General features: G+C 63.4%; 23 protein-coding genes, 1 tRNA gene and 1 pseudogene. 13 read left to right on the forward strand and 12 right to left on the reverse strand.

The genetic code is table 11. The features are described 5' to 3' along the window. Positions 1 to 279 precede the first annotated feature (279 nt). Genes pilB through RZV17_RS15410 form a run of 3 tightly spaced genes read right to left on the reverse strand, consistent with a single transcriptional unit; the run spans position 280 to position 2,952 of the window. On the reverse strand, positions 280 to 2,016 hold the full coding sequence (pilB, locus tag RZV17_RS15400; protein ID WP_355604738.1) for a type IV-A pilus assembly ATPase PilB: 1,737 nt from the start codon (positions 2,014 to 2,016) through the stop codon (positions 280 to 282). A gap of 41 nt (positions 2,017 to 2,057) precedes the next feature. Beyond that, entirely contained in the window at positions 2,058 to 2,477 is a 420-nt protein-coding gene (locus RZV17_RS15405; RefSeq protein WP_317718955.1) for a pilin, read from the reverse strand. A 55-nt stretch (positions 2,478 to 2,532) separates the two neighbouring features. Further along, a complete protein-coding gene (locus tag RZV17_RS15410) occupies positions 2,533 to 2,952 on the reverse strand; it encodes a pilin (protein ID WP_317718956.1) in 420 nt (139 codons plus the stop codon). 379 nt (positions 2,953 to 3,331) lie between these two features. Here RZV17_RS15410 and RZV17_RS15415 point away from each other — a divergent pair, with 379 nt between their 5' ends. The 4 genes and pseudogenes from RZV17_RS15415 to RZV17_RS15430 form a co-directional block, all read left to right on the forward strand. Further along, on the forward strand, positions 3,332 to 4,591 hold the full coding sequence (locus RZV17_RS15415; RefSeq protein WP_355604742.1) for a type II secretion system F family protein: 1,260 nt from the start codon (positions 3,332 to 3,334) through the stop codon (positions 4,589 to 4,591). A 6-nt stretch (positions 4,592 to 4,597) separates the two neighbouring features. Beyond that, positions 4,598 to 5,461: an A24 family peptidase gene (locus RZV17_RS15420; RefSeq protein ID WP_046343941.1), complete on the forward strand. Its 864-nt coding sequence runs from the start codon at positions 4,598 to 4,600 to the stop codon at positions 5,459 to 5,461. Positions 5,462 to 5,474: 13 nt separating this feature from the next. Continuing rightward, positions 5,475 to 6,098, forward strand: coding sequence for a dephospho-CoA kinase (gene coaE / locus RZV17_RS15425; protein ID WP_355604745.1), 624 nt, complete (start codon positions 5,475 to 5,477; stop codon positions 6,096 to 6,098). A 53-nt stretch (positions 6,099 to 6,151) separates the two neighbouring features. Then, a pseudogene (locus tag RZV17_RS15430) lies at positions 6,152 to 6,354 on the forward strand (SymE family type I addiction module toxin); the annotation flags it as partial. Positions 6,355 to 6,455: 101 nt separating this feature from the next. Here the strand turns inward: RZV17_RS15430 and RZV17_RS15435 are convergent. The 3 genes from RZV17_RS15435 to rimK all read right to left on the reverse strand — a co-directional run bounded on the left by RZV17_RS15435 (position 6,456) and on the right by rimK (position 10,040). Continuing rightward, positions 6,456 to 7,787, reverse strand: a complete 1,332-nt coding sequence (locus tag RZV17_RS15435; RefSeq protein ID WP_166744818.1) for a HAMP domain-containing sensor histidine kinase — start codon at positions 7,785 to 7,787, stop codon at positions 6,456 to 6,458. Beyond that, positions 7,780 to 8,457 carry a response regulator transcription factor gene (locus RZV17_RS15440; protein WP_003490678.1) on the reverse strand — a complete coding sequence of 226 codons (678 nt, stop codon included), beginning with the start codon at positions 8,455 to 8,457 and terminating at the stop codon, positions 7,780 to 7,782. Before RZV17_RS15440 ends, RZV17_RS15435 begins: the two co-directional genes overlap by 8 nt. A 677-nt stretch (positions 8,458 to 9,134) precedes the next feature. Then, a complete protein-coding gene (gene rimK, locus RZV17_RS15445; RefSeq protein WP_179455667.1) occupies positions 9,135 to 10,040 on the reverse strand; it encodes a 30S ribosomal protein S6--L-glutamate ligase in 906 nt (301 codons plus the stop codon). 478 nt (positions 10,041 to 10,518) lie between these two features. Between rimK and glgX the strand changes: the two genes are divergently transcribed. Next, on the forward strand, positions 10,519 to 12,651 hold the full coding sequence (gene glgX, locus RZV17_RS15450; RefSeq protein ID WP_355604747.1) for a glycogen debranching protein GlgX: 2,133 nt from the start codon (positions 10,519 to 10,521) through the stop codon (positions 12,649 to 12,651). 357 nt (positions 12,652 to 13,008) lie between these two features. Here glgX and RZV17_RS15455 read toward each other — a convergent pair whose 3' ends face one another. The 5 genes from RZV17_RS15455 to RZV17_RS15475 all read right to left on the reverse strand — a co-directional run bounded on the left by RZV17_RS15455 (position 13,009) and on the right by RZV17_RS15475 (position 17,195). Beyond that, positions 13,009 to 13,401 (reverse strand): H-NS family nucleoid-associated regulatory protein, encoded by a 393-nt coding sequence (locus tag RZV17_RS15455; RefSeq protein WP_047693010.1) that lies wholly within the window; start codon positions 13,399 to 13,401, stop codon positions 13,009 to 13,011. Positions 13,402 to 13,489: 88 nt separating this feature from the next. Further along, on the reverse strand, positions 13,490 to 13,882 hold the full coding sequence (locus RZV17_RS15460; RefSeq protein WP_047693099.1) for a hypothetical protein: 393 nt from the start codon (positions 13,880 to 13,882) through the stop codon (positions 13,490 to 13,492). A 346-nt stretch (positions 13,883 to 14,228) separates the two neighbouring features. Next, positions 14,229 to 14,771, reverse strand: coding sequence for an STN domain-containing protein (locus RZV17_RS15465; RefSeq protein WP_355604750.1), 543 nt, complete (start codon positions 14,769 to 14,771; stop codon positions 14,229 to 14,231). Positions 14,772 to 15,218: 447 nt separating this feature from the next. Further along, positions 15,219 to 15,292, reverse strand: a tRNA-Gly gene (locus tag RZV17_RS15470). Positions 15,293 to 15,410: 118 nt separating this feature from the next. After that, positions 15,411 to 17,195 (reverse strand): autotransporter outer membrane beta-barrel domain-containing protein, encoded by a 1,785-nt coding sequence (locus tag RZV17_RS15475; protein ID WP_166752170.1) that lies wholly within the window; start codon positions 17,193 to 17,195, stop codon positions 15,411 to 15,413. 188 nt (positions 17,196 to 17,383) lie between these two features. On the opposite strand from RZV17_RS15475, the gene thiS reads away from it, so the two are divergent. The 4 genes from thiS to RZV17_RS15495 all read left to right on the forward strand — a co-directional run bounded on the left by thiS (position 17,384) and on the right by RZV17_RS15495 (position 21,370). Beyond that, on the forward strand, positions 17,384 to 17,584 hold the full coding sequence (thiS, locus tag RZV17_RS15480) for a sulfur carrier protein ThiS (protein ID WP_047693070.1): 201 nt from the start codon (positions 17,384 to 17,386) through the stop codon (positions 17,582 to 17,584). 48 nt (positions 17,585 to 17,632) lie between these two features. Continuing rightward, entirely contained in the window at positions 17,633 to 18,427 is a 795-nt protein-coding gene (locus RZV17_RS15485; protein WP_355604754.1) for a thiazole synthase, read from the forward strand. 246 nt (positions 18,428 to 18,673) lie between these two features. After that, a complete protein-coding gene (gene trmB / locus RZV17_RS15490; RefSeq protein ID WP_039563886.1) occupies positions 18,674 to 19,432 on the forward strand; it encodes a tRNA (guanosine(46)-N7)-methyltransferase TrmB in 759 nt (252 codons plus the stop codon). Positions 19,433 to 19,507: 75 nt separating this feature from the next. Continuing rightward, a complete protein-coding gene (locus tag RZV17_RS15495) occupies positions 19,508 to 21,370 on the forward strand; it encodes an SLC13 family permease (protein WP_047693072.1) in 1,863 nt (620 codons plus the stop codon). Between the two features lie 171 nt (positions 21,371 to 21,541). Here RZV17_RS15495 and RZV17_RS15500 read toward each other — a convergent pair whose 3' ends face one another. Further along, positions 21,542 to 21,883: a Rieske (2Fe-2S) protein gene (locus RZV17_RS15500; protein WP_104580776.1), complete on the reverse strand. Its 342-nt coding sequence runs from the start codon at positions 21,881 to 21,883 to the stop codon at positions 21,542 to 21,544. 252 nt (positions 21,884 to 22,135) lie between these two features. Between RZV17_RS15500 and RZV17_RS15505 the strand changes: the two genes are divergently transcribed. The 4 genes from RZV17_RS15505 (at position 22,136) to RZV17_RS15520 (ending at position 25,365) form a co-directional block, all read left to right on the forward strand. Further along, positions 22,136 to 22,411, forward strand: a complete 276-nt coding sequence (locus RZV17_RS15505) for a membrane protein (protein ID WP_047693074.1) — start codon at positions 22,136 to 22,138, stop codon at positions 22,409 to 22,411. Positions 22,412 to 22,633: 222 nt separating this feature from the next. After that, positions 22,634 to 23,347: a fumarylacetoacetate hydrolase family protein gene (locus tag RZV17_RS15510; protein WP_047693075.1), complete on the forward strand. Its 714-nt coding sequence runs from the start codon at positions 22,634 to 22,636 to the stop codon at positions 23,345 to 23,347. Positions 23,348 to 23,407: 60 nt separating this feature from the next. Next, positions 23,408 to 23,839, forward strand: coding sequence for a large-conductance mechanosensitive channel protein MscL (mscL, locus tag RZV17_RS15515; RefSeq protein ID WP_039415313.1), 432 nt, complete (start codon positions 23,408 to 23,410; stop codon positions 23,837 to 23,839). Positions 23,840 to 23,946: 107 nt separating this feature from the next. Next, on the forward strand, positions 23,947 to 25,365 hold the full coding sequence (locus tag RZV17_RS15520) for a M28 family peptidase (protein WP_355604757.1): 1,419 nt from the start codon (positions 23,947 to 23,949) through the stop codon (positions 25,363 to 25,365). Positions 25,366 to 25,367 lie beyond the last annotated feature (2 nt).

Genomic DNA, 25,367 nt, shown 5'->3' on the forward strand with positions numbered 1-25,367 from the left:
ACCGATCTTCTGCACCGCCTCGACGATTGCATAGCATTACACCCCCTCCTTCTCCCGCCTGCGGGAGAAGGTGCCCGAAGGGCGGATGAGGGCACTCAGTCCTTGGTCACCCGATTGATCTCAGCCAAGCTGGTCACCCCGTGCGCAGCCTTCATCAACGCCGACTGCCGCAGATCGCAGATACCGATCTCCCGCGACGCCTAAACACTCTGCATCGCATGCCGCCCGCTCCCTTCTCCCGCCTGCGGGAGAAGGTGCCCGAAGGGCGGATGAGGGCGCTCAGTCCTTGGTCACCCGATTGATCTCAGCCAGGCTGGTCACCCCGTGCGCAGCCTTCATCAACGCCGACTGCCGCAGATCGCGGATACCAATCTTCTGCGCGGCCTCGGCGATCTGCATCGCATTGCCGCCTTCCAGCACAATGGCGCCAATCTCATCGGTCATCGGCATCACCTGGTAGATACCGGTGCGCCCCTTGTAGCCTTCGGTGCATTCGTCGCAGCCCACCGCCTCATACAGTTCGATCCCCGCAGCGATCTGCTCCGGCGTAAAACCCTCGGCCAGCAACGCATTTTCAGGCAGCGACGACTTGCGCTTGCAGTGGTTGCACAACCGCCGCGCCAGGCGCTGCGCAATGACCAGCGTCACCGACGAGGTGATGTTGTACGGCGCAATCCCCATGTTCATCAAACGCGCGATGGTCTGCGGCGCATCGTTGGTGTGCAACGTCGACAGCACCATGTGACCAGTCTGCGCCGCCTTGATCGCAATTTCGGCCGTTTCCAGGTCGCGGATTTCGCCGACCATGATGATGTCCGGATCCTGACGCAGGAACGAGCGCAGCGCCGCAGCAAACGTCATCCCACGTTTGACGTTCTGCTGCACCTGGTTGACGCCAGGCAGGCGAATTTCGACCGGATCCTCAGCCGTGGAAATATTACGGGTCTCATCGTTGAGGATGCCCAGCGCCGTATACAGCGACACCGTCTTGCCCGAACCGGTCGGCCCGGTCACCAGCACCATGCCGTAAGGCTTGTGGATCGCTTCCAGGAACAGCTTTTGCTGATCCGCCTCGTAGCCCAGCTTCTCGATACCCAACTTGGCCGCACTGGCATCCAGGATACGAAGCACCACCTTCTCACCAAACAAGGTCGGCAAGGTACTCACACGGAAGTCGATCTGCTTGGTCTTGGACAGATTGAGCTTGATGCGCCCGTCCTGCGGCACCCGCTTCTCCGCGATATCCAGCTGCGACATCACCTTCAGACGTGCCGCGATGCGCTGATTCAGCTTCACCGGCGCTTTCGCCACGTTCTTCAGCAGTCCGTCGATGCGCAAGCGCACCCGATAGTCGTCTTCATAAGGTTCGAAATGGATGTCGGACGCTCCCCGCCTGATCGCATCCACCAGCACCTTGTTGACGAACTTCACCACCGGCGTGTCGTCGCCCTTGGCATCGACCCCGGCATCCCCGCCGGCGCCCATGTCCTCGTCCCCAGCCGATACGTCCAGGTCGCCCATGCCATCGTCATCGTCCCCGAGCGACGCGCCTAGCGAGGCGTTACTGGCCTGCCATTGCTCCAGGGTGCGACGGATCTGGTCCTCATCGACCAGGATCGGCTCGACCACCAGGTTCGTATGGAACTTGATATCGTCCAGCGCCCGAGTCTGGGTCGGGTTGCTCACCCCCACAAACAACCGGTTGCCGCGCTTGAACAACGGCAGTACCTGGTGCTTCTGGAGCAACTCCTCGCTGACCAGCTTGACGGCGTTTTGGCTGGCGTCAAATACTGACACGTCCATCAAGGGCATTCCGAACTCGATAGCGTTCGCCGCCGCGAGCTGAGAAGCGGACACAAGTTTTTTATCGGCAAACCACTGCGGCAAGGGAACTTTGGCTAAGGATGCCTGCTCCATCGCAGCTCTCGCTGCAGGTTCATCCAGAGCACCGTCCTGAACTAGTCGGCGGGCGATCCCGGTAATGCCTACAAGATTGACACCCAGTGCTGCACTCATGACATCGTCCCATCCAAATACTGACAAGGCGCAGGTTCATCTCAACCGCGCGGACACGCTTTCGGCGCCAAATGAGCTGGGGCGTTCGTAACGCAGCTCCAAGCACCAGTGGCAGGAGTATAGGTAACGGTCACTCGGGTCCCGGCAATCTGCGCGCTCACGCCATCAGACGGAATTCGAGCAACCAACACACATGGCGTAGCTGGAGTGGCTGTAACGCTCTCAACGTATTTACCGACTGTCACAGAGCTTGCAGGAATTGAACAAGAAGATGCGGAGTTGTCATTTGCAAACTGCTCGGCAATCGGCGTTTTCAACCCACCGATCAACACAATAGCTTCCGACAATTGCGAACGCGCTGTGTAATTACTGTACTGCGGAATAGCGATAGCAGCCAATATAGCAACAATGGAGATCGCCATCATGAGCTCAATGAGCGTGAAGCCCATCATTCTCTTCATGCCCCACCTCCTACCAGAAAGGGCCCCGTCAGGGCCCTTTCTGGATAGCAATTTATCAGAGGCAAGCCTTCGGCTTGACTTCCGTAGGAGCGTCAGTGCTGCAAGTAAAAGCACCGGTGGACTTGTTGTAGGCGAGGGCAACCTTTTTTCCGCTAACCTTATTATTCACACCTGCCGTATTCAAAGTTGCAGTGATGGTGCAGCCAGTGCCACTCGCAGCAACTTCAAGGCTTGCGACGTACTTCCCTGTACTGATAGCACCGGTCGGCTTGACGCAAGAATTAGCATCGGTATTGTCCTGAGAATACGCCTCTGCAATTGGCGTCTTCAAACCGCTGGCCAGCGTGAACCCCTCAGCCAGCTGAGCACGTGCCGTGTAGTCGTTGTACTGCGGGATGGCGATAGCTGCCAGAATCGCGATAATCGCGATGACAATCATCAATTCGATGAGGGTAAAGCCCTGCTGCTTCTTCATGGTAAATCCCCTAGAGACATGAGAAAAATGGATCACGTTGAGACTCTCAACGCTTGCGCGGCGGTTGCCGCGTAGTGGGTGTACAAGCAGGATGCGTGCCAAGTCTTCTGGCGCGCATCCACACTCCCCGCCAACATCATGTCGCATCGCAGGCAGAAAGAAAGCGCGAACATGCAAATTTGCGATGAAATGTCAGTCCCGCCAAACCGGGTCAGAAAGTGACAAGGACTGTCACCAGCGCACTGCCCGAGTACTGCCGCCTCACCTGGCCCCATTGCCCCCCCCACCAGTTGGCGCGACCCCATAGATGTCCGGCGCCCGCTAAAGGGCTACAATACGTCGAGTCCACCTGGGGATGGCTGGACGGGGAGCGATCAAGATGTCCACAAGTCGAAGTGCGATTCGAAAGGGCCCGGCGGCCCGCAATATCGGTCAACCTGTTGCGTTTGTCTGGGAGGGGACGGACAAGCGCGGCGTCAAAATGAAGGGCGAGCAGCCCGCCAAGAATGCGAACCTGCTTCGAGCTGAATTGCGACGCCAGGGTATCACCCCATCCATGGTGAAAGTGAAGCCCAAGCCGCTTTTCGGAGCGGCAGGTAGCAAGATCACACCAAAGGACATCGCGTTCTTTAGTCGCCAGATGGCAACTATGATGAAGTCCGGCGTACCCATTGTTGGGGCACTGGAAATCATTGGCAGCGGACACAAGAACCCACGTATGCGGAAGATGGTCGAACAAATCCGCAACGATATCGAGGGCGGTTCTTCGCTGTACGAGTCGATCAGTAAGCATCCAGTGCAGTTCGACGAGCTCTACCGCAACTTGGTCAAGGCAGGCGAAGGTGCCGGTGTTCTTGAGACGGTTCTCGAAACAGTGGCGACCTACAAAGAAAACATAGAAGCCTTGAAAGGCAAGATCAAAAAGGCACTTTTCTATCCGGCAATGGTAATGGCTGTAGCCATTCTTGTCAGCGGGATTCTGCTGGTCTGGGTTGTTCCACAATTTGAAGATGTGTTTAAGAGTTTTGGTGCCGAATTACCCGCATTCACTCAATTGATAGTTAATGCGTCGCGCTTCATGGTGGCGTGGTGGTGGTTGATGTTGCTGGCCGGGATTGGCACTGTCGTGGGATTCGTTTTCAGTTACAAGCGATCTCCTTCGATGCAACATGCCATGGACCGGCTGATTTTGAAGGTCCCAGTCATTGGCCAAATCATGCATAACAGCTCGATCGCGCGCTTTTCGCGCACGTTGGCGGTGACTTTCCGTGCTGGCGTGCCGCTCGTCGAAGCACTTGACATCGTGGCAGGCGCAACAGGCAATACGGTCTACGAGAAATCAGTGATTCGGATGCGCGATGACGTATCAGTCGGCTACCCCGTCAACATAGCGATGAAGCAGACTAGTTTATTTCCGCATATGGTCATCCAGATGACCGCAATAGGCGAGGAGGCAGGCGCTTTGGATGCCATGCTGTTCAAGGTTGCCGAGTATTTCGAGCAAGAAGTCAACAATGCCGTAGACGCGCTCAGCAGCTTGCTGGAGCCAATGATCATGGTCTTCATTGGTACCATTGTCGGCGGCATGGTCATCGGCATGTATCTTCCGATCTTCAAACTTGGCTCAGTGGTTGGATAAGACGTAATGGCATTTCTCGACCAGCATCCCGGTCTCGGCTTTCCTGCCGCGGCCGGACTGGGACTGCTGATCGGCAGCTTCCTGAACGTGGTGATCCTGCGCTTGCCCAAGCGCATGGAGTGGCAGTGGCGGCGCGATGCGCGCGAGATCCTGGAGCTGCCGGACATCTACGAGCCGCCGCCGCCAGGGATCGTGGTAGAGCCCTCGCACGACCCGGTCACCGGCGACAAGCTCAAATGGTGGGAGAACATCCCGCTCTTCAGCTGGCTGATGCTGCGCGGCAAGTCGCGCTACAGCGGCAAGCCGATCTCCATCCAGTACCCACTGGTGGAGTTGCTGACCTCGATCCTGTGCGTGGCCAGCGTTTGGCGATTCGGCTTCGGCTGGCAGGGCTTCGGCGCGATCGTGCTGAGCTGCTTCCTGGTGGCGATGTCGGGCATCGACCTGCGCCACAAGCTGCTACCAGACCAGCTGACCTTGCCACTGATGTGGCTGGGCCTGGTCGGCTCGATGGACAACCTCTATATGCCTGCCAAGCCCGCCCTGTTGGGCGCGGCGGTTGGCTATGTCTCGCTATGGACGGTGTGGTGGCTGTTCAAGCAGCTCACCGGCAAGGAAGGCATGGGCCACGGCGACTTCAAGCTGCTGGCCGCGCTTGGTGCGTGGTGCGGGTTGAAAGGCATCTTGCCGATCATCCTGATCTCCTCGCTGGTCGGCGCCATCCTGGGCTCGGCCTGGCTGGTGGCCAAGGGCCGCGACCGCGCCACCCCGATCCCGTTCGGCCCGTACCTCGCCATCGCCGGCTGGGTGGTGTTCTTCTGGGGCAACGATCTAGTGGACGGCTACCTGCACTTCGCAGGCCTGCGTTGACCAGGGCACGACGATGAGCGACTTCATCGTCGGCCTCACTGGCGGCATTGCCTCCGGCAAGAGCGCCCTCGCCTCCGAGTTCGAGAAGCTGGGCGCGCCAGTGATCGACGCCGATACTGTTGCACGGCAGGTTGTCGCGCCGGGCCTCATCCTTGATGCAATCACGGCCCGTTTTGGTCGCGGCATCTTGTTGCCGGATGGCACGCTGGACAGGCAGACCTTACGCGAAATCGTCTTCGGCGATGCAGCCCAACGCAGAGAACTAGAGGCGATCACTCATCCTGCCATCCGCTCAGAGCTGCAACGGGCCGCACAGGAAGCTGTGGGCCCTTACGCCATCGTCGCTATCCCCTTGCTGACCGAAGCGGGTGGCCGAGCAACTTACTCCTGGCTGGACCGCATTCTTGTCGTCGACGTGCCGGTGGAACTTCAACACGCTCGCCTGATGCAGCGCGATGGTGGTACATCGGCACTGGCCGATCAGATGATTGCCTCCCAAGCCTCTCGCGAACAGCGGTTGGCCATCGCCGATGACATCGTCAGCAACGAGGGCGATGCGGAACTGTTAGCGCAAAGCGCTCAACGATTGGATGCTGTTTACAGGACCGCGCTTCAAGCACGTCGAAGCCAGCTCTGAGCGCCTGAAAACTCTGTATTCGAAATTCCGCTGCGGTGAATCTGCAGTCATTGCCGCATCGCACAGCGTGCACGCCTACGCGGTGCACGGCAGGTAGGGGTTCTACGAAGTAAACCCCGGCCGGTCGCACAGCCAGCGGATTCCCAGCGTGCGCCTGCGCGGGCTGTGGCTGGAGCAGCTGGGGTTTGCGGTTGGCTGCAAGCTGCAGATCACTGCACGTGAGGGCGAACTGGTGGTGACGGTGATCGAGCGCTGAGGAGTGTTTTGGGTGCGGTTGTTGGCTGAAGCCGCTGCCTTGGGCGCTATGGGTAAGGCTTTCGCGCCCGGGTGCGCTCCTACGGGAGTGCGGGTGGTTGGTCAGCGATGGAAGGCCAGTGTGGCGATGACGCCGCGCTCCTGGCCTGGGCGCACGCTGACGCGCCAGCCGTACAGGTCGCACAGGCGGCTGACGATCGACAGGCCGATGCCGCCGCCTTGCGAATGACCGGCGTGGGTGCCGCGGTAGCCGCGCTGGAACAGCTTGGCGGCGTCTTCTTCGCTCAGGCCGGGGCCGGAGTCGATCACCTCGACGGCATCGGCCAATACGCGCACGCGCACCTGGCCATCCTGGGTGTACTTGACCGCGTTGCCGATCAGGTTGCCCAGCGCCACCGACAGGGCAGATTCGGGGGCGTCGATGACCAGGTCGCGTTCGCCTTCCAGCAGCAACTCCAATGGTTTGCCGCCGAGCTGGGCGCGGTGCGCGTCGATCAGTTGTTCGGCTACCTTGGCCACGTTGCTGCTGCCCTGCCCGCGTTCGTTGCGCGAGAGCAACAGGAGCGAGCCGATCAGGTCACTACATTGCTGTTCGGCGCGCTGGATGCGCTGCAACCGCTGCAGCACCTTTTCGTCGAGATTGGGCTTGGTGAGCAGCAGTTCTGTGGCGCCGCGGATCACTGCCAGCGGGGTACGCAGTTCATGGCTGACATCGGCATTGAACTCGCGATCGCGTTGTACCACCTCGGTGAGGCGCGCGGAGTAATCGTCCAGCGCTTCGGCGAGCTGGCCCACTTCGTCATCGGGGAAATGCGCGGCCAGCGGCTTGGGCTCGCTGGTGCCGCCGCGGTAGGCGCGCAGGCGTGCGGCCAGGTCCGACACCGGGCGCATCACCTTGGACGCCGACCACCAGCCGATCAATAGCGAAAACCCGCTGAACACCAGCACCGAGAGCATCAAGGTGCGCTTGAGCTGGATTTCGCCCTTGAGCGTCTGGGTCATGTCATAGGCAAGGAAGAACCACTCGCTGGGCGTCTTGCGCACCGCCAGTTTGTACGAGTACGCATTGCCGTTTTCGTCCACGCCGGAAATGGTGTGGATGCCATCGGGAAACTGGTACCACTCCGGCTGCTCGAGGCGCAGCGCTTCGAACTTGTCGCTCTTGACCACGCGCCCGCGCATCTGCTGCACCGGCAGATCCGGATTGTGCAGCGGGTCGGAATAGAACCGCTGCGCGAATGCGTCGATGTTGCGGTTCATCACGTCTTCGACCAACTGATTTTCCACGCGCGCGCGTGCCCAGTTGGTGGCGAAGGCGAACAGTGTGGTCAGGCAGAAGCCCAACAACACGAACGACAGGATGATGCGGCTACGCAGGCGCCGCCGGTAGCGGCCACGCCTGCGCGCCGGGCGCGCGCTTGTGCGTTCAGGCATCAGGCGACGCGATGCGGTAGCCGATGCCGTGACGGGTCTGGATCATCGGCACGTCGAAAGGCTTGTCGACCACCGCACGCAGGCCATGGATATGCACGCGCAACGAATCCGAATCCGGCAGCTCTTCACCCCAGACGCGGGTTTCCAGCTCCTGGCGGGTGACCACGGCCGGCGAAGCTTCCATCAACGCCTGCAGGATCTTCAGCGCGGTCGGGTTGAGCTGCAGCAGCTTGCCGCGGCGGCGCACTTCCAGCGTGTCCAGGTTGTATTCCAGGTCGCCGGTTTCCAGCACGCGGGTGTGCACGCCCTTGCCACGACGCGACAGTGCGTTGAGGCGCACTTCCACTTCCTGCAGCGCGAACGGCTTGATCAGGTAGTCGTCCGCACCGGAGTCGAAGCCGGCCAGCTTGTTGTCCAGCGAGTCGCGCGCGGTAAGCATCAGCACGGGGGTCTGCTTGCGTGCTTCGTTGCGCAGCTTGCGGCAGACTTCGATGCCGTCCATGCCGGGCAGGTTGAGATCCAGCACAATGGCGTCGAACTCGTGCACCACGGCCAGGTGCAGGCCGGTCACGCCATCGGCGGCGAAGTCCACGGTGTGCCCACGGTCTTCGAGATAATCGCCCAGGTTGGCGGCGATATCGCTGTTGTCTTCAATCACTAGAATTCGCACTGGAACCTCATTCGTTAAGCTGTTTTAGCGCTGGCGCCGAGAAATATCGTGTCATTCACAGTGGTCAGACTGCACGCCAGGCGAGCGTCATGCACTGCTTCGTACTCATCTGCACACCAGGTGCTCGCTCGCGCCAGCGTTCTGCCGGCCATCTTCGCTTGCCCTGGACAAAATTCGGGTGACGAGCTTCGGAGGGTTGCAGGTGGCTATTGGCTGGTTTGGCTGCAGCTCCTGTCGCTCCGGCTGCGCCACCAATACCGCTCCAACTCCGACCGGGCACCCCGCTACCTTAGCGCGCTGTTCCTGACTGACATCGGAGCCATTACTTGCTCGCCCCCTGTCGCTATGCCTGTGCCTTACCCGCAGCCGGCAGCGTGCCTGCGCGGTCGGCAACACCGACGTGATGCGCGCTGATCGCGCGCACGGCAGTAACACGTTCAATTGCCTCGCCATACGACCCTTCCCTGCGTCTGACCGGATTTAACAATTGGGGAATGTAGACGCGAACCTCCGGAGCAGCAAGCCATCCACAAAAAGGCCCAAGTGCGACACCGCACTTGGGCCAAAAGTTCATCCCGATCACCGTCACTGCCGAGAGCGGAGCTACGGTTGGCAGAGGCTAGCGAGCGAAGGATTAGATTTTAGTTAAATTTTCGGTAAGGCCATCGAGGCGCAGGTCAATGGACCGACTGCTCCAAGTGCTGAATGATCGCCGCCGCCACATCGACGCCACAGACCCCTTCCACCCCCTCCAGCCCGGGGGTGGAATTGACCTCGAGCACCAGCGGACCGCGTTTGGAGCGAATGAGGTCGACCCCGGCCACCGCCAGGCCCAGCGCGCGCGCCGAGCGTACCGCGACCTCCTGCTCCTGCTCGGTGGCCTGCGCCACCGCGGCGGTCCCGCCCAGGTGCAGGTTGGAGCGGAAGTCGCCCTCGGCCGCCTGCCGGCGCATGGCCGCAACGACCCGGTCGCCGACCACGAAGCAGCGCAGGTCCGCACCGTCGGCTTCGCCGATGAACTCCTGCACGATGAAGTTGGCATAGAGCCCACGCAGTGCCTCGACCACGCCGCGCGATGCGCTGGCCTTTTCGGTAAGGATCACTCCGGCACCCTGGGCGCCTTCGTTCAACTTCACCACATGCGGCGGCGGGCCGAGCATGGACAACAGGTCCTGGGTATCGTCGGGGTTGTCGCCGAACACAGTGACCGGCATGTCGATGCCCTGCGCGGCCAGCAGCTGGTGTGCACGCAACTTGTCGCGCGAACGCAGGATGGCGTCGGAGGGATTGGGCGTGTAGGTGCCCATGAATTCGAGTTGGCGCAGCACCGCGGTGGCGTAGCGCGTCACCGAAGCACCGATGCGTGGGATCACCGCATCGAACCCGGTGATCGGCTTGCCCTTGTAGTGCAGGCTGAAACCGTCGGCAGCGATGCGCATGTAGCAGCGCAGCGGGTCGAGGATGCGCACGGTGTGGCCACGCTTGCGTGCGGCTTCGATGAGCCGCCGGGTCGAGTACAACTTGCTGTTGCGCGAAAGAATGGCGATTTTCATCGCAGCAGGGACACGGCGCGGCCTGGACATGGTCGGAGTCTGATGACGAGGTGACCCAAGTCCACGCATATGCCGGTCGCGCGCGCGCAGGACGCCTATGCCCTGCTCGCGCCGCGTGACCCGGTATGCGACGGCCCCGAGGATGGAAACGCGCAAGCGTTTCGGCGATGTTGCAGCAACGCAAACGCTGCGCAGCCTCAACCGGATCGATGCTAGCAGGGCGCGCGCGCAGCGCTCAAGCAGCACGCACCCTTCGACTCGGTCGACGGCCCGCAGCCGGCGCATTGCCGGTCGCAGCGCGTCGTGCGTCACTGCTCGCTTGCGGCTGCCATTGGTAACGCACAAGCGAGCGCCACCGCCCCACGGCGCAACAATGTCTTTTGACGACGCACGGGCTCAACGCCCGCCCTCACGCCGCACCCGTATTGCCGTAACGCGTTTTGCACAGTTGAAACCGCAATGCTTGAGCCTCCTCAATGCCGGCATGCCGGCGCACCCGAGACTCTCCATGCGACGTCCAGCAAGCGCGGCTTATGCCAACCCCTCCCGCATCCGTCAGGGGCGCCCGTTCCCCCGCGGTGCCGTCTTCGATGGCAAGGGCACCAACTTTGCGCTTTTCTCCGCGCATGCCACACGTGTGGAACTTTGCCTGTTCGACGAACACGGCAACGAAACCCGCGTCGACCTTCCCGAATACACCAACGAAATCTGGCATGGCTACCTGCCCGATGCCAAACCCGGTCAGCGCTACGGCTACCGCGTGCATGGCCCCTACGAGCCGACCGAAGGCCATCGCTTCAACCACAACAAGCTGCTGCTCGACCCGTATGCGCGTGAACTGGAAGGTGACCTGATCTGGGCCGACGAGCTCTATGGCTACACCGTCGGCCACCCGGACGGCGACCTGAGCTTCGATGAGCGTGACAGCGCTCCGTTCATGCCCAAATGCGTGGTGGTCGAAGACACCTACGATTGGGGCGACGATGCACGCCTGCTCAAGCCGTGGAACGAGACGGTCATCTACGAAACCCACGTGCGCGGCTACACCATGCGCAACACGCAGGTGCCCGAAGCGGTGCGTGGCACGTTCGCCGGCCTGGCGCAGCCGCAGGTGTTGCAGTACATCAAGGACCTGGGTATCACCGCGGTCGAGCTGCTGCCGGTGCATGCCTACCTGGACGACCAGCATCTGCTGGACAAGGGCCTGCGTAACTACTGGGGCTACAACACCATCGGCTTCTTCGCACTGAAGTCGCGCTACCTCTCCAGCGGCCATCGCGATGAATTCCGCGACATGGTCAAGGCCATGCATAAGCAAGGCCTGGAAGTGATCCTGGACGTGGTCTACAACCACACCGCGGAAGGCAGCGAGCTGGGCCCGACACTCTCGTTCAAGGGTATCGACAACGCCAGCTACTACCGCCTTGCCGAAGACAAGCGCTACTACATCAACGACACCGGCACCGGCAATACGCTGAATCTGAGCAATTCGCGGGTGATCCAGTTCGTCAACGATTCGCTGCGCTACTGGGCCGGCGAGATGCATGTGGACGGCTTTCGTTTCGACCTGGCCACCATCCTCGGGCGCGAGCCGAGCGGCTTCGACCAGCGCGGCGGCTTCCTGGATGCCTGCAACCAGGACCCGCTGCTGTCGGAGGTCAAGCTGATTGCCGAGCCGTGGGACTGTGGCCCGGGCGGGTACCAGGTAGGCCACTTCCCGCCGGGCTGGTCGGAATGGAACGACAAGTTCCGCGACAACGCACGCGAATTCTGGAAAGGCGAAGACGGCAAGCTGGCCGAATTTGCCACCCGCTTTACCGGCTCGGCCGACCTGTTCGACCGCCGGGGTCGCCGCCCGTGGGCGTCGGTGAACTTCATCACCGCGCATGACGGCTTCACCTTGCGCGACTTGGTCAGCTACAACGAGAAGCACAACATCGACAACGGCGAAGACAATCGCGACGGCTCGTCCAACGATGGCTCGTGCAACTACGGCGAAGAAGGCGAGACCGACAACGCCGACATCCTGCAGATCCGCGAGCGGCAGATGAAGAATCTGCTGGCCACGCTGCTGTTGTCGCAGGGCACGCCGATGATGCTGGCCGGCGACGAGCGTGCGCAGTCGCAAGGCGGCAACAACAACACGTATTGCCAGGACAATGAAATCACCTGGCTGGACTGGGAAAACGACCCGAGCGACGGCCGTCTTACCGACTTCGTCAAGGCATTGACCCGGCTGCGCAAGCGCTACCCGATCCTGTCGCGTGGCCGTTTCCTCAACGGGCAATACAACGAAGAAGCCGGCCTGCGCGACCTCACCTGGCTCAATCCGGGCGGCACCGAGATGGAGGATGCGCACTGGACCGACGCAGGCGCGCGTTCGGTCGGTTTGCTCCTGGAAGGCAAGGCGCAGACCTCCGGCGTCAAGGAGTTGGCCAACGACGACACTTTGTTGATCGTGATCAATGCCTACCACGAGGGCGTGACCTTCACCCTGCCCTCCACCGACGAGCCGGTGCACTGGAAGCTGGTGCTGTCGACCGACGAAGCGCTGGAGGTGGACATGATGCCCGCAGGCGCCAGCGAATTCCTGGCGCCGCCGCGCAGCGTGTCGGTGTTCGAGTGCAAGAGCGACCAGTAAAGCGCGCTTGCTGATGCGGCTCGCTGTCTGCCGGGAGGTGGGCAGCGAGCTTTTTATGCGCAGGGAACGGTCATACGGCTTTGAAGTTGGTCGGGTAACTGCTCACGCACGATCCAACGTTGGTCATCCGGCTTTCGAACCTGGCCAAAGCAGCATTGCCAGGCCGCGCATCATCGATGCGCGCATGGTGTGCGCCCCAATCCATGCGCTGATGCAATCGCCAAGCCACTTCCCCAGCGCCGATGGGGCACCCAGGCGTATTGCGTAACGAGATCCGCCGGGCCTGCATACGCAACGGTGAAGGCCACAGCAAGTCAGAACGTGTTCGACGAATCCGCTATCCGGTTGACTGAAGACTCAACCCGGGTACAGCGGAAAACGCTTGTCCGGATGCTTGGACTTCCATTCCTTGTAGGAACTGGTGCCTTCCCACGCCTTGAACGCCCGCGGGGTGCGGCCACGCCCGGACCAGGTCTCGCCCGAGTGCGGAAGCCAGTATTTGGCGGCCACTTCACCGGTGGAGGTCAGCGGCCCCTTGGACTTGCCGGTCATGGCCAGCGAGGCGATCTGGGATTTCTGCTTTGCATTGAACCGGCTGCCGAACTGGGTCAGCACCTCGACCACCTGGTCGAAGGCTTCCAGGGTCTGGGCATACTTGAGCTGAGCTTCTTCCTGCTCAAGCTTGCGCAACTCTTCCAGCAATTGGGCTTTGGCGGCAGCTGAGGATGAAGCGGGCGGAACCTGGCGCATTGACAAAACTGAGGTTGGGCGGGTCAACGAGTATTGCCGCTATGCCGTCCAGCGTAAAGCGCCCGGCCCTTTCCGGGTCGACTTGCGCTCAGCCATGCCGCAGCAAGGCGTGTTCGCGGGCCATGGTCAGCACCGGCCCGATGCGTCCGGCGCGAATCAGCTCGCTGCAATGCTTGCCGACAAACTCCACCCGAGGGGCGGTGAACCATTGCACCACCCGGTCCAGCTGACCGGCGTTGATCGACCACGCATGGCAGACCGTTTCGCCCAATTCTTCCACCCCGATCAGTCCCATGTGGCGAATCTGTTCGGGGTCGAGCTTGAACATTTCGAGCACCTTGCCGGCAGTGTCAGGCGTGCCCGGGATGCTGGCCTTCGCCGGCAGCCCCGGGCGATGGGCGATCGAGGCCGCCTGCGCGGATTCGGCGCGACGCATGCCCTTGATCAGCGCACCAACCAGCTGTGAATGAGTCGTTGTCATGGTGACCGCCAAATGATGGGGACACTATGGCTGCCAGCCCGCGCTTGCTCAATCAGGAGCTTCCTGACTGCCAGGAAGGAAATGACGAAGCTGCAGTGCCATTTTTACCGGGAAAACCGCCTGCAATCGTCGTCATTGCAACTCGTTCGACGAGACGTGTGATGCACGCATCATGCCCGGATGGCACAACGCCGGGCCACAACGCAGCGACCCGCTCGCAAGGGAAAACGCACCAGCACGATCCGCGCGCAGGGACAGGCCACGGGCGCCCGAACCTCGAAGGACCAAAGGTGCCGCCAATCTGCCCCCGACGTGACCGCAGCGCACAGCGTCGCTGCGCCCGACCTCAGCCCTGCAGGACCTTTTCGATCTCCTTCAAGGTGCGCTCGTAGGAGGCGCGCTCGGCTGCGCTCAGAAAACCCTGCTGACGGACAAGCTTGGGAACCTCCACCGCCATCTTCGATAGTCGCGCGTTCATGGTTTTTGCCTGACGCCCGGTAATCGCGTTGCTCTTGCGCGCATCTGTAATCGCGCTCTGCAAGGTCTCGACACGCTCGGCAAAATACAGCTGTTGCGCGCGATTGACGCGCCAGTGATCGCTGGCATGGTCCGCCTCCAGACCGCTCCCGCGAACCGATTGGATGAATGCCTGATCGGCGGTGAAGGTTCCACTCAAAGCCTGTACGCGCTTGTCCTGCAGCAGCGACGGATCCACCTCCACCGCGCATCCCGTCTGGTGGGCCAGATCCTGCAATCGTTCGTCCAGCCGCTGCGCCAACAGCGCAAGCGTGAACGGCCCAGGCTGACAGGCAGCCATGACCGGCCCGGCACACATAACAGCACCCACTGCAATGACGATTGAGGACAAGCGACGGCGAACAGCAGACATGACAGCACCCGAAACACACGAACATCCGTGCGAGGCCAACGCTAGACGCTCGACTCCTAACGGAACCGGAATCAACCGCGCCCCACCGCCATGGTGCGGAGATCGCCGATGACCTGGTTGGCCTGCGCCGACGCGCTGCTCAGGCCGGGAAGCCCGACCACCCAGCGTCCGGACGCACACTGGCTCAAGCCACTCGCCAGATGCCCCGATCCATGCCGGACGAAATCCTGTGCTCCTGGAACTCTGCGATTACACCAGGCGGCAAGGGCGGCCTGGCCCGCGAGAACGCCGGACGACAGCGCCGATACGTTTCGACGACTCCCTTGCAAGAGTCTTGGTGACGTCAGCCACAGCTCGACCATGCAGCGTGCAGCACACACCTGCGTCGGTGGCAACCAAAGATCTTCAAGGGAATGTCGATGACCCGACCATACGCCATTGCGGCAGTGGAGCGGGCGATGGGAATCGAACCCACGTCAGTAGCTTGGGAAGCTACAGCTCTACCATTGAGCTACGCCCGCACGGCGTTGGGAGAGTTTAGGCGGGTGTAGGCACCGGGCGCAATGCGCAGACGTGACGAGGGCCGGTTGCCCGGCCCTCGTGTCTTGCAAGGTGCTGCCTGCAGCGGTTCGGCGTGGCTCAGAAATTGCCGCTGAAGTTCACGAACAGCGTTGCATCGCGGGCACTGCGCTGGGCGGTGGTGGTGCTCAGGCCGATGTTGCTCTGCAGGCCCCACAGGCCGGTGCGGGCGCCCAGCACCACGGTGGCGTAGTTGCGGTCGAAGTTCTGGCCCGGGACGGTGTACATGCCCACTTCCGGCATCGACTGCAGCCAGGCGCTGGCTTCGCCACCGTCCTTGAACTCGTGGTCGTAGGTCGCCTGCAGGTACGGCTTGATCGCGGCGCCGTCCAGGCGCACCTGGAAGCCGACGCGGCCGACCAGAGAGTCGATATCCTGGTCGGCATAGCCCAGCGCGGTGGCACTGGCGTCGCTTTCGGTATAGCCGTCGAGCTTGATCTTCTGCCAGGTCAGGCCGGCCACCGGGCCGTACTTGACGTTGCCTTCGCCCAGCGAATAGCCGGCGTTGAGCGCGGCGGTGAGATTGCTGCCGTCCGGCGAGCCGCTGTGCACGCGGGTCGCTGGCCCCAGCTGCACTTCACGGTCCACGTCGTAGCTCAGCCAGCTGTAGCTGACCTGGGCGTTGACCCACACCGGGCCGGTGTACCAGCCGAAGAAGCCACCCAGGGTGGTGTCGTCCTGCTTGAAGCTGCCGTTGCGGTTGCCGAAGTCCGCGTCCATGCGGCCGAAGCCGGCAAAGCCGCCGAACACCAGGTCGCCGGCCGTCCAATCCACGCCGAACAGGCCGGCCGGGGCCATGCCGTCGTACAGGTCGGCGTGGTCGTAGCGCTGCATGTCGCCGCGCACGCTGCCCCACCAGCGCAGCCCGTCGGCGTCCGGCTTGCCGTCCAGATGCCAGGCCACCTGATCGGCACGGGCGCGGCCACCGGCCTGCGCCGAGTGCGTCAGCACCTGCTGCAGGCGCGGCGCTTCCAGCAGCGAAATCGCGTACTCGCCCAGGATCTGGTGCACCGCCGTGGTCGGGTGGATGCCGTCGGCGAAGACGTAGGTGGTCGGTGCGTTGGCGGCGACCAGGCTGGTCGGGTTGCAGGCCGGCAGTGGCAGTGCCGGGTTGCAGGCGGTGTTGGTGACGTTGGTGAAGCCGAAGGTGCCCGGCGCGGCGACGATTTCCTGCAGCATGTGGAAGGTGTCGAGCGGGATCACGCGCAGGCCGGCCGATTGCAGGCCGTTGAACAGCGCGGTGTTGTAGGTGGTGGCCGCTGCGGTGCCCTGGGCCATGGCGGCTGCGCCGCCGGCGCGGAAGCGCGGGGTGATGCCGATATCGGGAATGGTCGGCACCATCACGTAGCGCGCGCCGGCAGTCTGCAGCGTGGCCACGGCGCCCACCTGGGCGGTAACCGCGCTGCCAATGATGGCCTGTGCCTGCGCCGGCACGGTGGCCGCGGCCAACAGGTCGTTGGCGCCACCCCACACGCTGTACAGCGCGTTCGGGTTGGCGCGGCCGCCATTGGCGGTGAGATAGGTGTTGATCTGGCTGGTCACCGACGGCGCGGCGCCGAGTGCGCTGACCGAGCTGGCCTGGATGCGCGCGCCGCCGGCAGCGTAGTTGTCGCCGGTCTGGCCATTGCCGTTGGGCGCAGCGTTGGTGCCGAAGTGGTCGCCGACATATTCGGCCCACACCCAACCCGGGTTGGTGGTGAACTTGCCGGTGACCGGGCGCGAAGCAGCCGGCAGCAACGGAGTGTAGTAGCCGCTGTCGGTGAGGCTGTCACCGAAGAACACGGTCTGGTCGAAGGCCTGCTCGGCCATGGCCGGGGTGGCCGCGATAGCGATGGCGACCGCCATCAGGGAGCGGATCGGGCGAAGTGTTGAAGCCATGGGAGTGCCTGCTTGAAAGTGGATGGGACCGGACCGGCCTGCATACGTACGCCGGCGAATGGCAATGGTTTCACCCTCGCCGCCCGCGCTCACGCTGCATCGCCGCATAACGCAAAAACGCGCGCCCTGACGGCGCGCGATGCAACAATGATGACATGAACATTCAACTCAACGGCGCCCCGCGCTCGCTCCCCGACCACCTGCCGCTGGCCGCCCTGCTGGAACAGGAAGGCCTGACCCAGCGACGCGTGGCAGTGGAGGTCAATGGCGAAATCGTGTCGCGCGGGCGGCACGCCGAGCATGTGTTGCGCGAGGGCGATGTGGTGGAGATCGTGCACGCGTTGGGCGGCGGTTGATGCCCCGCGCGGCCGGCGCATCCGCGCCCGATCGGTGATAATTGCCGCATGACGAATCCCGCCCCCTCTGATGCGCTGGTCATCGCCGGCAAACGCTATCGCTCGCGCCTGCTGACCGGCACCGGCAAGTTCAAGGATCTGGACGAGACCCGCCTGGCCACCGAGGCCGCCGCGGCCGAGATCGTGACGGTGGCCATCCGCCGGGTGAACATCGGCCAGGACCCCAACGCGCCCAGCCTGCTCGACGTGCTGCCGCCGGAGCGCTACACCCTGCTGCCCAACACCGCCGGCTGCTACACCGCCGACGACGCGGCGCGCACCTGCCGGCTTGCGCGCGAGCTGCTGGACGGCCATAACCTCACCAAGCTGGAGGTGCTGGGCGACGAGCGCACGCTGTATCCAGATGTGGTGCAGACGCTCAAGGCCGCTGAGCAGCTGGTGGCCGATGGCTTCGAGGTGATGGTCTATACCTCCGACGACCCGATCCTGGCCAAGCGCTTGGAAGAAATCGGCTGCGTAGCGGTAATGCCGCTGGCCGCGCCGATCGGCTCCGGCCTGGGTATTCAGAACAAGTACAACCTGCTGGAAATCATCGAGAACGCCAAGGTGCCGATCATTGTCGACGCAGGCGTAGGCACCGCCTCGGACGCGGCGATCGCGATGGAGCTGGGCTGCGACGGCGTGTTGATGAACACCGCCATTGCCGGCGCGCGCGACCCGATCCTGATGGCCAGCGCGATGCGCAAGGCGATCGAGGCCGGGCGCGAAGCATTTCTGGCCGGGCGGATTCCGCGCAAGCGCTATGCATCGGCATCGAGCCCGGTGGATGGTGTGATTGGATGAGTCGGTGGTCTGCGTTGACATTGCGGCCGAGGCGCAATGATTGGCAGTGCGGAGTGCCGGATATGACCGCTGCCAGATCGCGCGTTGCTGAGAGCGCCCCCCTCACGCCGTACCCTCACACCAACCCCCGCGCCCCGGCCCGCGCCTGCGTCGCGGGCACTCCCAGGCACGCGCGTCCATGGCGCGCAAACTGTGCCTCCTCGCCCCGGTGGGAGAGGGGCTCTCGTTTCGCCGATGACTTAATTCATGACTGACCCTTTCACCAGCGACGGCGCCAAGATGCCGCCCAAACCTTTCACCATCGAAGAAGGCCGCCGACAGGTGCGCAGCTTCGTGCTGCGCCAGGGCCGCTTCACGCCTGCGCAGCAGCGTGCGTTCGATGAGTTGTGGCCGCGTTTCGGGCTGGACTACACCGGTGCCCCGCGCGATCTGGCTGCCACGTTCGGACGCGACGCGCCCAAGGTGCTGGAGATCGGCTTCGGCAATGGTGCGGCGTTACGCTTCGCCGCGCAGCAGGACCCCAGCCGCGATTACATCGGCATCGAGGTGCATGCGCCCGGCGTGGGCCGTCTGCTCAACGCGCTTGACGAGGATGGCAGCACGCATGTGCGCCTGTATCACCACGATGCGGTGGAAGTGCTCGAACACGAGATCGCCGATGGCGCGCTGGACGAGGTGCGCATCTATTTCCCCGACCCGTGGCACAAGAAGCGCCACAACAAGCGTCGCCTGATCCAGCCGGCGTTCGTGCAGCTGGTGGTGCGCAAGCTGCGCGAGGGTGGCCGCCTGCACGCGGCCACCGACTGGGCCGATTACGCCGAGCAGATGTGGGACGTGCTCGACGCCACACCGGGCCTGGTCAACCGCGCCGGCCCGCGCGGCCACGTCGAACGCCCCGCCTGGCGCCCGCAGACCCACTTCGAAACCCGCGGCCAGAAGCTTGGGCACGGCGTGTGGGATCTGGTTTATGACAGGGATTCGGGAATCGGGATTGGGGATTCGTAACGGCGCCTTCCCGCACACTCGACGCCGCAGTAGCTCAACGAATCCCCAGTCCCGAATCACGAATCCCGGCCCCCAATGGACACCGCGCTGACGCTGACCAACGATATGAAGCTCGTCCTCGGGCTGGTCGGTTTCACGATGGCGATGTTCCTGTTCGAGCGCATCCGCGCCGACGTGGTGGCCTTGATCGTGCTGGTGGTGCTCGGGGTCACCGGGTTGGTGGCGCCGGAAGAACTGTTCGGTGGTTTTTCCGGTAATGCGGTGATGAGCATCATCGCCACCACCATTCTCGGCGCGGGGCTGGAGCGCACCGGTGCATTGAACCGGTTGGCCACCTGGCTGCTGCGGCGTTCGCACGGCAGCGAGCAGCGCCTGATGATGATGACGCTGGCCATCTCCGGCTTGAATTCGTCGTTCATGCAGAACCCGTCGGTGATGGCCCTGTATCTGCCGGTCGCCTCGCGGCTGGCCGCGCGTACCGGGCTCACCCTGCAGCGCATGTTGTTGCCGATCGCCGCGGCGATCGTGATGGGCGGCGCGCTCACCATGGTGGGTAATTCGCCGCTGATCCTGCTCAACGACCTGCTGGTCTCGGCCAACAACAACCTGCCCTCGGGCATGGCCAGCATCGAACCGTTGACCATGTTTGCGCCATTGCCGATCGGTGTGGCGCTGCTGATCGCCGCACTGCTGTACTTCCGCTTCTACGGCGACCGCAAGCTGATCGAAGAAGAACGCCTGATCAACGAAGGCGTCACGCCCTCGCGCACCGAAAGCTATTTCGCCAAGACCTACGGCATCGACGGCGACGTGTTCGAACTCACCGTGACCGCCGAAAGCCCCTTGGTCGGCATGACTCTTGGCGAGGCCGAGGCCATCCATGACGCGCCGTTGCTACTGGCCCTGAAGACCGGCAACGACACTCGCCTGGCCCCACCGGCGGACATGCGCATCTGGGTGGGCAGCGTGCTCGGCGCCATGGGGCCGCGCCAGGAGGTGAACGACTTTGCGCAGAACCACTTCCTGCGCATGTCCTCGCGGCTGCGCAACCTGGGCGACCTGTTCAACCCCAGTCTTGCAGGCATTTCCGAGGCGCTGATCCCGCCCAACTCGCGGTTGATCGGCAAGAGTGCTGGCGAGCTTCGGCTGCGCAAGCAGGCCGGCATCAGCCTGCTGGCGATCAACCGCGACAAGCAGGTCATCCGCGAGGACGTACGCAACGTGCCGCTGCGCGCCGGCGACATGCTGGTGTTCCACAGCATCTGGCAGGACCTGGCGCAGGCGGCGGAAAGCCGCGATTTCGTGCCGGTCACCGACTTCCCGAAAGGCGAGCAGCGCCCGCACAAGTTCAAGATCGCGATGGCGATCTTTGCCTTCACCATCTTGATCGCACTGACCTCGCGCCTGCCGGTGGCGCTGACGCTGATGACCGGCGTGGCCTGCATGCTGGTCAGCGGCGTGCTGCGCATGGACGAGGCCTACGCCTCGATCAACTGGAAGACCATCTTCATGATGGCCGGGCTGATCCCGCTCGGTTGGGCCATGGACAGCAGCGGCACTGCGGCCTGGGTGGCCGGCCACACCATCGACCGGCTGCCGGAAGGCATTCCGGTCTGGGCGCTGGAAATCAGCCTGGCCTTGCTGACCACCGCGTTCTCCCTGGTGATCAGCCATGTGGGTGCGACCATCGTGATGGTGCCGATTGCGGTGAATCTGGCGCTGGCCGCCAATGGCAACCCGACGGCGTTTGCGCTGATCGTGGCGTTGTCGGCATCTAACAATCTGATGACCGCCTCCAACCCGGTGATCTCGATGGTGGCCGGCCCGGCCAACTATCAACCGCGCGAACTGTGGCGCGTGGGCGCACCGTTGTCGCTGATCTACATCGTGGTGATGGTGTCGATGATCAACCTGATGTTCTGGTGGGCGGCGCGTTAGAGCCGGGCCCAAGGCCATGATGCTGGCGCTCGGCTTCGATCGCACCGGGCGTATCGCAGGCAAGCCCGCAGTAGCGCCCACTGCGCGGCACCGTCGCGTTGAACAGCATTGCAATGCAGCGGTGCATCCCTGCGTGCGCCAGTTGTCGGCGCTCACGCACCTGGTGCAGCGCTACCCCAGTACCACCTGCTCGCCCTCGACACGCACCGGCACCGCTACCAGCGACTGCCCGCGACAGGGCCCGCTGATGCATTCGCCGGCATCAAGCTCGAACGCGGCGCCATGGGCTGCGCAGACCAGGTGGCCATCCTTGGTCGTGAGGAACTGTCCCGGCGCCCAGTCCAGCCGGCGGCCGGCGTGCGGGCAGATGTTCAACCACGCGCGCACCTGCAGGCCCTGGCGATACACCACCAGCGACTCGGTGCCCTCGCCCAACGCTGCTTCGACTTCCAGCAATCCGGCATCGGGAATCTGCGTCAACGCGATGCGTGTGGTCGAGGAAGACGAGGACATAGACCTTGAAAGAGTGAAGAGTGGCCGCCGATTGTGGCATGCGACTGCGCGCGCGTCGGCGCGCTGCGTGCCGGGCGTGAGTGACCGCAGGACTGGGCGATAACCCGTACACCTTGGCTACGGCAGACCTCGGTCGGCGCGCCGCATGTGATGCGTTTAACAAAACTGGCGTTGGATTAACGAAGTTTTCACTCAATGACATGAAACCGCAACGATACTTCGCGCTTGTTTCCTGCCCGGCAGCCCACCGCCATGCCTGCACGCTTGTTCCAATACGGCAACCTTCATTCCCTGTTTGCGCCCCGCAAGCCGCGTCACCCGTTGGTGCGCGTTGCTGCCGGCCTGGCAGGCCTGGCGATTCTTGCGGTGCTGATCTTCTTCAGCGTGTTTGTCGGCGCGGCCATGATACTGGGCGGTATTGCCTGGAAGGTCCTGAGCAAGTCGCACCGTAGCCCCCCGCAGCAGGCGCGCGTGGTCGATGCCGAGTACCGCGTGGTACGCAAGCCCGCGTTGCCGATGTCGCACTGAGCGTCCACACGCCTGCGCTCTACATCCCGCAGCGTCTCGCCGCGGGAATGAAACCCCGCTACCTGCATCGGCATGTGCTCGCACATGCCGATTTGCATTGCGGGCCTGAACATGTTGGTCCTCGCCGTGCCGGCGGTCGTCCACGCGCGTTTCAGCAGTGAAGGTTCCGTCGTACACAGCCAAGCGGCTAGACTCACGCGTCCCCCGTTCGAGGATGCGCGCATGACCCACGATGTGATTCCCGCCGCCGATGTTCCGCGCATTCCGGTGGTGGGTGGCGGCAGTTTTCCGGTGCACCGCATCTATTGTGTGGGGCGTAACTTCGCCGACCACGCGCGCGAGATGGGCGCCAGTGCGCCGGCGTCCAAGGCCGAGCGCGGTCAGCCGACCTTTTTCATGAAGCCTGCCGATGCCATCGTGGTCGGTCACGGCGACCAGATCCCCTACCCGCCCGGCACCAGGGAGCTGCATCACGAGGTGGAGCTGGTGGTGGCGCTGGGCAGCGATGCACCTGAGGGCGAATTGCCGGTGGAGCAGGCCGAGCGCCTGATCTACGGTTATGGCGTGGGCCTGGATCTGACCCGCCGCGATCTGCAGGCCGCTGCCAAGGCCAAGGGCCTGCCGTGGGATATCGCCAAAGGCTTCGACCATTCCGCACCGGTCAGCGAGTTGGTGCATGCCGGCGAAGTCGGCGCGCTGGAGGCGCTGAATCTGTCGCTGGAGGTCAACGGACAGGTGCGCCAGCAATCGTTGCTGGACCAGATGATCTGGAACGTGCCGGAGATTTTGCACGAGCTGTCCAAGCTGTATGCACTGCGCGCGGGCGATCTGATCTTCATGGGCACGCCGGCCGGCGTCGGCCCGCTGCTGCCGGGCGACCAGTTCAGTGCTCGCCTGGAAAACGTCGCCGAACGCCACGGCATCATCGCGGGCTGACATCGGCCGGGCTACGATCGGGCCGCGGCAGTTGGTCCGCGACCGCATCAGGAGTGCGATATGGGAATGGTCAGCGAATTCAAGCAATTCGCGATGCGCGGCAATGTCATCGACCTGGCTGTCGGTGTGGTCATCGGTGCGGCGTTCGGCAAGATCGTCACCGCGCTGGTGGAAAAGATCATCATGCCGCCGATCGGTTGGGCCATCGGCAATGTGGATTTCTCGCGCCTGGCGTGGGTGCTCAAGCCTGCGGAAGTGGATGCCACCGGCAAGGAGATTCCGGCGGTGGTGGTCGGCTACGGTGATTTCATCAACACCGTGGTGCAGTTCGTGATCATCGCGTTTGCGATCTTCCTGGTGGTCAAGCTGATCAACCGCCTGAGCCATCGCAAGCCCGACGCGCCCAAGGGCCCGAGCGAAGAAGTGCTGCTGCTGCGCGAGATTCGCGACTCGCTCAAGACCGACACGCTCAAGACGCCGGGCGCGCTGTAAGCGGGCGCAACCAACGCGTGCTTCGCGCGCAGGGATGACTTTTCGCACGCCGACCGGGGACCTTGCGCTGATAAGCTCAGGGTCCCCTCGTCGTTGGAGCGTCCTGCATGCGTCGCCTCGCTGTTGCCATCTCTGCCCTACTTGCCTGCTCCTGCGCGCTCGCCGCACAGACCAGCATTCCCGACAGCGCATTGCGCACTGCGGCGCAGTTGCGCGAGCAGGCCCTGGCCGATGACACCGGCTTTGCGGTGGTGCAATCACTCACCACCGAAGTAGGCCCGCGCATTGCCGGCGGCGAAGCAGATCCGCGTGCGGTGGCCTGGGCCAAGGCCAAGTTCCAGTCGCTGGGCTTCGACAAGGTGTGGACCGAGCCGGTGAGCTTTCCCAAGTGGGAACGCCGCAGCGAACATGCGGCGGTCGTCGGCGCGCACGCGCAGCCACTGACCGTCACCGCGCTGGGCGGCAGCCCCGGCGGCACGGTCGAAGGCGAGGTGGTGCGGTTTGAAAACCTGGCCGCACTGCAGGCCGCGCCGGCCGGATCGCTGGCCGGCAAGATCGCATTCGTCGACTACCAGATGGTCAAGGCGCGCGACGGCAAGGATTACGGCAATGGCGGTGCCGTGCGCAGCAAAGGGCCGTCGGAAGCGATTCGCAAGGGCGCAATTGGATTTGTGATGCGCTCGGCCGGCACCGACTCGCACCGGGTGCCGCATACCGGCATCACCCGTTTCGATGACGGCCTGACGCCGGTGCCGGCCGCGGCGCTGTCGGTACCCGATGCCAACCAACTGGCTCGCCTCGCTGCGCTGGGCACGACGCGCCTGCGGCTGGCGCTGGACTGCGGCTGGGACGGCACGGCCACCTCGTACAACGTCATCGGCGAGATCACCGGGCGCAGCAAGCCCAAGGAAGTGGTGGTGATCGGCGGGCATCTGGATTCGTGGGATCTGGGCACCGGTGCGATCGACGACGGTGCCGGCGTGGCGATCACCATGGCTGCCGGCCACCTGATCGGCCAGCTCAAGCAGGCACCCAAGCGTACGATTCGTGTCGTGGCCTTTGCCAACGAAGAGCAAGGCCTGTACGGCGGCAAGGCGTATGCCGCCGCGCACGGCAGGGATGCCAAGGACCTGGCGCTGCATCAGATTGGCGCAGAGAGCGACTTCGGCGCCGGGCGCATCTATGCGTTCAACACCGGCTCTGCCGCCCCGGACGACTCGCGTGCCGCGACCAAGCAGATTGCCGAGGTGCTGGCACCACTGGGCATCGCGTATACGCCGGACAAGGGCGGCCCCGGTCCGGATGTGGGGCCGATTTCCGCCAAGGGCGGCGCCTGGGCGTGGCTGGCGCAGGACGGTACCGATTACTTCGACCTGCACCACACCGCCGACGACACGCTGGACAAGATCGACCCAAAGGCGCTCGCGCAGAACGTGGCCGCCTACACCGTGTTCGCCTATCTGGCAGCCGAGGCAGATGGCGATTTCGGCAGCCGCGCAAAGTCTGTGCAACCGCCGAACGAGTAATC

This window comes from Xanthomonas cannabis, from assembly GCF_040616535.1.
Classification (GTDB): Bacteria; Pseudomonadota; Gammaproteobacteria; order Xanthomonadales; family Xanthomonadaceae; genus Xanthomonas; species Xanthomonas cannabis.